This is a genomic window from Xenorhabdus sp. PB62.4 (assembly GCF_014467285.1).
Classification (GTDB): Bacteria; Pseudomonadota; Gammaproteobacteria; order Enterobacterales; family Enterobacteriaceae; genus Xenorhabdus.
Map to the genome: position 1 here is coordinate 1 of NZ_NKHR01000053.1, position 6,570 is coordinate 6,570.

6 protein-coding genes are annotated in these 6,570 nt (G+C 53.6%); 5 read left to right on the top strand and 1 reads right to left on the bottom strand.

What is annotated here, in order from left to right; genetic code table 11:
- The first annotated feature begins 87 nt into the window (after window positions 1-87).
- The 5 genes from Xenpb_RS18830 to Xenpb_RS18850 all read left to right on the top strand — a co-directional run bounded on the left by Xenpb_RS18830 (window position 88) and on the right by Xenpb_RS18850 (window position 3,222).
- Entirely contained in the window at window positions 88-528 is a 441-nt protein-coding gene (locus Xenpb_RS18830) for a helix-turn-helix domain-containing protein (RefSeq protein ID WP_255523204.1), read from the top strand.
- An 84-nt stretch (window positions 529-612) separates the two neighbouring features.
- Window positions 613-933, top strand: a complete 321-nt coding sequence (locus Xenpb_RS18835) for a SymE family type I addiction module toxin (protein WP_187655668.1) — start codon at window positions 613-615, stop codon at window positions 931-933.
- Window positions 934-1,021: 88 nt separating this feature from the next.
- Complete coding sequence (locus Xenpb_RS18840; RefSeq protein WP_187655669.1) at window positions 1,022-1,324, top strand: transposase; 303 nt, start codon at window positions 1,022-1,024, stop codon at window positions 1,322-1,324.
- The gene (gene tnpB / locus Xenpb_RS18845; protein ID WP_187655670.1) at window positions 1,318-1,653 is read left to right on the top strand and encodes an IS66 family insertion sequence element accessory protein TnpB; all 336 of its coding nucleotides are present in this window, start codon (window positions 1,318-1,320) and stop codon (window positions 1,651-1,653) included. Before Xenpb_RS18840 ends, tnpB begins: the two co-directional genes overlap by 7 nt.
- 63 nt (window positions 1,654-1,716) lie before the next feature.
- Window positions 1,717-3,222, top strand: a complete 1,506-nt coding sequence (locus Xenpb_RS18850) for an IS66 family transposase (RefSeq protein ID WP_187655671.1) — start codon at window positions 1,717-1,719, stop codon at window positions 3,220-3,222.
- Window positions 3,223-3,635: 413 nt separating this feature from the next.
- Here Xenpb_RS18850 and Xenpb_RS18855 read toward each other — a convergent pair whose 3' ends face one another.
- Window positions 3,636-6,530, bottom strand: a complete 2,895-nt coding sequence (locus Xenpb_RS18855) for an RHS repeat domain-containing protein (RefSeq protein ID WP_255523205.1) — start codon at window positions 6,528-6,530, stop codon at window positions 3,636-3,638.
- Between the last annotated feature and the right edge of the window lie 40 nt (window positions 6,531-6,570).

The following is a 6,570-nucleotide window of genomic DNA, read 5'->3' on the forward strand; positions in this document are numbered from 1 at the left end:
CACCCAAATGATAAAATCTTGCTGTGACATAGCCCTTGTTCCTTTATTTCTCTCAGTTTGGCGACTTAAAGTTATAAAGGAGCGGCTATGTCATTTCAACTCACCTCGAAAGTCGAGCATCGCGTTACATTTAAGACCGCAATAATGACAGAGGTGCTTGATATGGCAGCGGCAACAGAGAATGGATTTGCACAACGCTTGCGGGAACTGCGCAGACAAAAAGGCCTCTCCCAGTCTGAACTGGGCAAGCTGGCCGAACTGCATTACACCCACATAGGCCGCTTTGAGCGCGGCGCTTCACGGCCGGGCTGCGACACCTTAAAACGTCTGGCAGATGTGCTGGATGTCACCAGTGATTACCTGTTGGAAGGCGCTGAGACCGAAGCGGCGAAAGCCCGATTTGAGGACAGGGAATTACTGCGGCAATTTCAGGCCGTGGAGCAGTTACCGGAGGAAGATAAAGAAGTGATTAAGAAGTTGCTGGATGCCTTTTTAACCAAGAAGCAGTTACAGGCGCTGGCAAGGTAAAATAACCTGTTGATTTAACGCGGGGAAAGAGTGCTACCAACACTTTAACCCCGCTCACCATAACCAACTATTAAGGAGTTGAACATGGCTAAGGCGCATTCTAAGCAAAACCGCGCGGTAAATAAAGCCGCCAAAACAGAACGTTATTACACCGTGGGATACGTGCCGCAAAATGGCAGGTCGAATCCCCGACCTGCGATAAATTTAACGGGCAGATGGCTTAAAGCGGCGGGGTTTGAGATTGGTGACACACTCACCGTCAAAATTATGGATGGCTGCATTGTGCTCATTCCTGATAGTGATGGCGCCCGTGCCATCCGGCAACAATACGAGCGCCAGCAAGACCAGCTCAGTGAGATTAAGCTGCGGATGCGGGAACTGATTGGTGACTACAAAAGCCGCTAAGGGCGTAAGCGTCCGGTGATCTCACCTTGTTCCGTCCATTCGGCTCTTGCACGCTACGGCTTCTGATTTTTTATTGGGAGACCCAATCATGCGCCGTAACCGATACTCCCCGGAACAAAAACAGCAACATGTGACCCAATGGCGGCACAGTGGCCTGACCCGAAAACAGTATTGTCAACAGCATCAGCTCAACTTTTCCTCTTTTCGGGACTGGATCGCCGACAGTAAAAAACGCTCTCAAGACCCCAACCCGGGTTTGTCAGCCGTGTTGCCCGTTTCACTTCAGCCCGACCAGACACACACGGTCACCGTGCAGACGCCCGACGGCTATGCCATCACCTGCCCGCTGGCATTATTGCCGGGAGTAATTCAGGTACTGACCCGATGCTGAAGCCCGAACAGCTTTTTCTGGTACGGGAACCCGTCGATATGCGCCGGGGAATTGATGCCCTGACCCAGCATATTGAACGGTTAAACCTGCGCTGGCAGGAAGAAGCGGCGTTTGTTTTTTGCAACAAGGCCCGCTCCCGCCTCAAGGTGTTGCGCTGGGATCGCCATGGGGTCTGGTTGTGCACCCGCCGTTTGCACCGGGCCCATTTTGTCTGGCCAAAACAAGGGGAACGCAGCTGGGTGATGACGCCTGCCCAGTTTGACTGGCTTATCCGTGGGATCCACTGGCGGCAGGTGGAAGGGGACGACCTGTCCGGCTGGCAAAGTTAGTTTTTTAACCCCGGTCACAGTTTTATCCCATAATAACAACCAATTATCGGGTAAACTGTTGCGATGACACTTCATGACTTAATGGCGCTGGATGACCCCGGGCAATTTCGGGTACGGGCTCTGGCGCTGCTTCAGCAACAACGCGACTACATTGACCAGCTGGAGGCGGCCCTGAAACAGGCCCGGCGCTGGCGTTTCGGCGCACACAGCGAAATCCTGCCGGCCGGTCCCCAACGTCGCCAGTTTGAGGAAGATGCAGAGACCGATATTGCGGTGCTGGAAACCCAGCTCTCGCGCCTGCATATTCAGGAAGAACCCCCCTTGGCCCGCCCCAAACGTCAGCCTTTGCCGGCGGCATTACCCCGGGAATCGGTGCGGTGCGGGCTGGATACCCAAAACTGCCCTGATTGTGGTCATCCCTTGCGCTTCCTGCGGGATGAAATCACCGAACGGCTGGAATACCGCCCAGCGACGTTTCTCGTCCGGCGTTATGTCTGTCCGCAGTACAGCTGTGCAGCCTGCCAGGGGATTCATGCCCAGGCCCAGCCCGCGCATCTCATTGAGAAGGGCCTGCCGGAACCGGGCTTACTGGCCCAGGTGATGGTCGCCAAATACCGGGATCATCTGCCCCTTTACCGCCAGCAACAAATCTATGCCCGCAGTGGGGTGATCCTGGCGCGCAGTACGCTGTCAGACTGGGTGGGACAAGTGGCCATGGCCTTGCAACCGTTGGCCGACGCCCTGAAACTGGCCCTGCTGGTTTCGCCGGTGTTGCATGCCGATGAAACCCCGCTGCCGGTTTTGGTGCCGGGGAAAGGGCAGACGCAACGGGCCTATCTGTGGACGTATGTGACCGGCCGTGATCACGCGCCTGCCGTGGTGTACTACGAGTTGCAGCCTGGCCGCAGTGGGCGTTATGCCGGGTCTTGCCTGAAAAACTGGCCCGGGGGCACGCTGGTAACGGATGATTATGCCGGTTACAATGGCTTATATGCCCGGCCCGAAATCACGGAAGCCGGCTGTTGGGCACATGCCCGGCGCAAGTTTTTTGACTATTACCAGACCAGCCAAAGCCCGGTGGCGAAACAGGCGTTGGACGGGATCCGGGAACTGTATAAACTGGAGCGAAAAATCCGGTCGCGTCCCCCGGATAAACGGCGTCAGTGGCGGCAGCGTTATGCGCGCCCCTGGCTGGATGAGTTCCGGTCCTGGCTACAAACCTGTCAGGCCAAAACCGCGCCCAACTCGGGATTACACAAGGCGATAGCCTATACGCTGAAGCGCTGGGCGGCACTGGTGTGCTATCTGAATGATGGCCGGGTGCCGATAGACAACAACCGGGCAGAAAATGCGCTTCGGGGGGTGGCCGTGGGGCGAAAAAACTGGCTGTTTGCGGGGTCATTAGCCGCCGGGCAGCGGGCCGCCATGGTGATGAGTTTACTGGAAACGGCCCACGTGAATGGTCATGATCCCTGGGTCTGGTTACGTGATGTCTTGCGCCGGTTACCCACCTGGCCGAACAACCGGTTGAATGAACTTCTTCCCTGGCCTGAGAACCCGTTTAGCTAAATCCCACTTCGTTTTTATCTGACAAAGCAAGGTGAGATCACCGGACGCTTACCTTGATCGTACTGTTTCAGAGTATTAATCCCCCGGCGCATATCGACAGGTTCCCGCACCAGAAAAAGCTGTTCGGGTTACCTTGTAGGCAAGGTTCATGGGGACAAACAGATAAAGGTTAGATGGGTAAATCTGCGGCTAGGATGCGGTCACGTAATTCATCCGTACGGGTTGGATCCCGCGGGTGATTAAAAGTTGCCTAAAAAGCAGCGCAGCTTTTGATGACTCACTTGCGTTAATACGACGGAGCGCCCCCGCGTTTGGGAGCGCTGATTCAGTGCAGGATCAATGCAAGGTGGTGGCCAACCTCGATATATTTACTCATCGTACTAATAAATCAACACTAGTGAAAAACCACTGTATTAAACTTTGCGTGGCAACATAGTTGCATTGATTACATATCTATGTTTTGTTCCGAAACGTTTTTCATCTTCCATATAAGCCTTACCTTCAGGAATATAATGCAATGAGTTAATTTTCATCCTGTTGTAAATTGGGAATGTGACCTCCTCTTCCGCTTTCACGAGTGGCTCAGATATACCTGCATGTCCTTTTCCAAGTTCGAAATGCCACAATACAGCCGCATTAACTATATACCCAATGCCATTATGAGATTTTGCCGTTGACATTATGGTCACTGATTCAGTTATTTGATTTATGTCCTGGATCTTACCTTCTTTACCGCCTTTATTTTCGTTCATAAACTGAGCAAACCAAGGATAACTTTGCTCTATAGCCGTTCCATCCCCCCGGAAAGTTTCTTTAACATCAGCTTTAGTATATTTCTCCCATTGCTCATCAATCTTTTTATATATACCTTGTACTTTATTTGCTTTATCGATATCTATGCTTTCAGCAGCAACTGAGTCCATAGCTTTACTGCCAATATCCTTCCATTTATTAACAAACTCCTCAATGTCATTGATTGAACTGTAATGCTTTATTCCTAATTGGTGTAAAGCTCTGGCAAATGAAGTAATGAATTTATACTCGTTGCCTTGCTGATGATGTATTGAAAGTTCCGGTTCAACACTGACAGTTCCCCATTTTTTCGCAGGTACACCCGGCGATGGAGTTCCGGCGCCCATCATTGGCGGTGGTGGTGGTGCTCCAGCCCCCATCATCATTGGCGGTGGTGGTGGTGCTCCAGCCCCCATCATCATTGGTGGTGGCGGTGGTGCCCCAGCACCTGGTGGCATATTACCTACGGGGATTAGCCCATCACTGTCTCTCCACGTCACAGGATTATTCCTGACCATGCGATACAGGTTCAGTCCGTCAATGGTTCCTGCCGGATCCGCACTCAGCCACCTCCCTGCCCATGGCTGGTAGTACCTGTATCCGTAGTAGTACAACCCCGTCGCGTCGCGTTCCTTGCCCGAGTATCTGACCGTTTTGTAATTCGCTTCCGTCCGGTTGCGGGCTGTCCATACCGCCGTACCGCCGTACGGGTAATATTCTTCCTGGCTGATAAGACTACCTTCACCGTCTACTTCTAGACTACTGCTGCCCCCCAGGGTGTCGTAGTTGTAACGCAGCTGATCGTTACTGATGTCTGCCGGTTTCCCCGCTTCCCAGTGCAGAAGGCGCACCTGTGCACAGTCAGCCACACTCACAGTGATGACTTGCAGGCTCTCCGTTTCCTTACCGCCGTTTGCCGTGGTGTGCCGCTCTAGGCACGGCAGATACACCACTCTCTGCGTCTGCATGCTGTTTCCTGTCTGCTGTATGGTGGTTTTGAGCACCCGCTGGCTATCCGCATCATAGCAATATCTTTCACTGTCATTCGCAGTTCCGTTGCGTGTTACCTGTGTAGCTTGCTGTAGTTCTCCACGCGACGTCCAGATCAGCGTTTGCCCAGGCAGCAGTGTTTTCTGCTGCCCGCCAGCGGTGAACAGCGCATCTACCTTAGCCGGCTCTTTCGCCAGCGTGCCCAATACTGCCCGGTTGCTGTGATCTGAGACCGTGATGTCCGTGGTGTAACTGTTGCCTGTGGTCGGGGCACTGTGGCGTATCTGCGTCAGATTGCCCCCACAGTCATAATTATAGGTGCGGGAATAGTTGCTGTAGGTACTGTTATCAATGAGGGAAGGGGTGGGTAACAAAGCGCTTTGTTGACCGATATTGGCCATTTCTCGCCCGGTGGCACTGACCAGCTGATACAGGCTATCATAGATGTATGTGTTCTCCGGCACCACTTTCTGGTTGCGCCAGAAGCGGGGAGATTCCGCATCGTTGGTAATATGCAACACGTTCCCCACCGGGTCATACTCATAGCGCAGGTCCTGCAACACCTTCGTTCCCTGAGCATGTCCCTGTGGGCGTTCGGTTTTTATGCCAACAAGACGCTGCGTCTCCGGTTCGTAGGTGTAGGTGGTCACTACGCCGTTGCCGTGTTCTTCGCGCAGCTTCTGACCCGCTGCGGAATACGTCAGGGATTTTACGATAACCTGCTCTGTCCCACCCGCAAGCCGCAGCCAGCTGCCGGTCAGCAAGCCTGCCACGTCATACGCTAGCCGCTGTACGTTACCCATTGCATCCGTGCGGGTCAGTAATGCGCCCGTGGCATCCACCGTGCTCAGGGTGGTGAAGTTTTCTGTCGCCAGCCGGTCGTTCCAGGCGGGTTCATTGTCGCCCTGCCAGTCTGCGTCCGTACCGTCCGGCAACAGCTGACGCGTGATGGACAGCGGTGTGCCGTTAAGTGCAATACTGTCTGTTTGGTTCAGTCCAGCGGTGTCATAGTGACGCACGCACTGTCCAGCCAGGTTGCTGTTCTTCTCCGCCTGACTGTTCCCCGCCCAGACAAAACGTTCCGTGATACGGGCCGCTTCGTCGGCAGGCTGTTCGGTAATACTGAACGGCCGTCCGGGTAACGTGTCATTTTCATATTGCCATGTGTGGGTGACCCCAGTTGCATTGATGGACAACACAGGCCGATCGGTAATATCCTTCAATACCAGCGTGTTACCCGCATCGACACTCCTTGTGCGCACAACCTCACCCGTCAGTGCAGTATCATAAATCAGGTTAGGATTGACCGTATTATCCGTTTGTTGTAAGTCAAACAGACGCGGATCAATACTGTGTGCTAGCCGACCTGCGAGCGTAAACCGATGGCGGGTGATCCGTTCATCGGTTTTTGTTGGTGTATTCGGGTGGCGGTGATAACAGAGCTCGCGAACGGTCAGCCCCCGGTTATCCAGGACAGCCACTTCCGGCGTGTTTTGATACAAGTTATTGCCGCGGTTTAAAGTCATAAGACATTGCCTTTATAGAGTAGTTAACCTTCCCCCGTCT

Bases quoted from the DNA above. Each gene is read 5' to 3' on its own strand.
- tnpB (WP_187655670.1), top strand. From the start codon at position 1,318: ATGCTGAAGCCCGAACAGCTTTTTCTGGTACGGGAACCCGTCGATATG.
- Xenpb_RS18830 (WP_255523204.1), top strand. From the start codon at position 88: ATGTCATTTCAACTCACCTCGAAAGTCGAGCATCGCGTTACATTTAAG.
- Xenpb_RS18840 (WP_187655669.1), top strand. From the start codon at position 1,022: ATGCGCCGTAACCGATACTCCCCGGAACAAAAACAGCAACATGTGACC.
- Xenpb_RS18835 (WP_187655668.1), top strand. From the start codon at position 613: ATGGCTAAGGCGCATTCTAAGCAAAACCGCGCGGTAAATAAAGCCGCC.
- Xenpb_RS18855 (WP_255523205.1), bottom strand. From the start codon at position 6,530: ATGACTTTAAACCGCGGCAATAACTTGTATCAAAACACGCCGGAAGTG.
- Xenpb_RS18850 (WP_187655671.1), top strand. From the start codon at position 1,717: ATGACACTTCATGACTTAATGGCGCTGGATGACCCCGGGCAATTTCGG.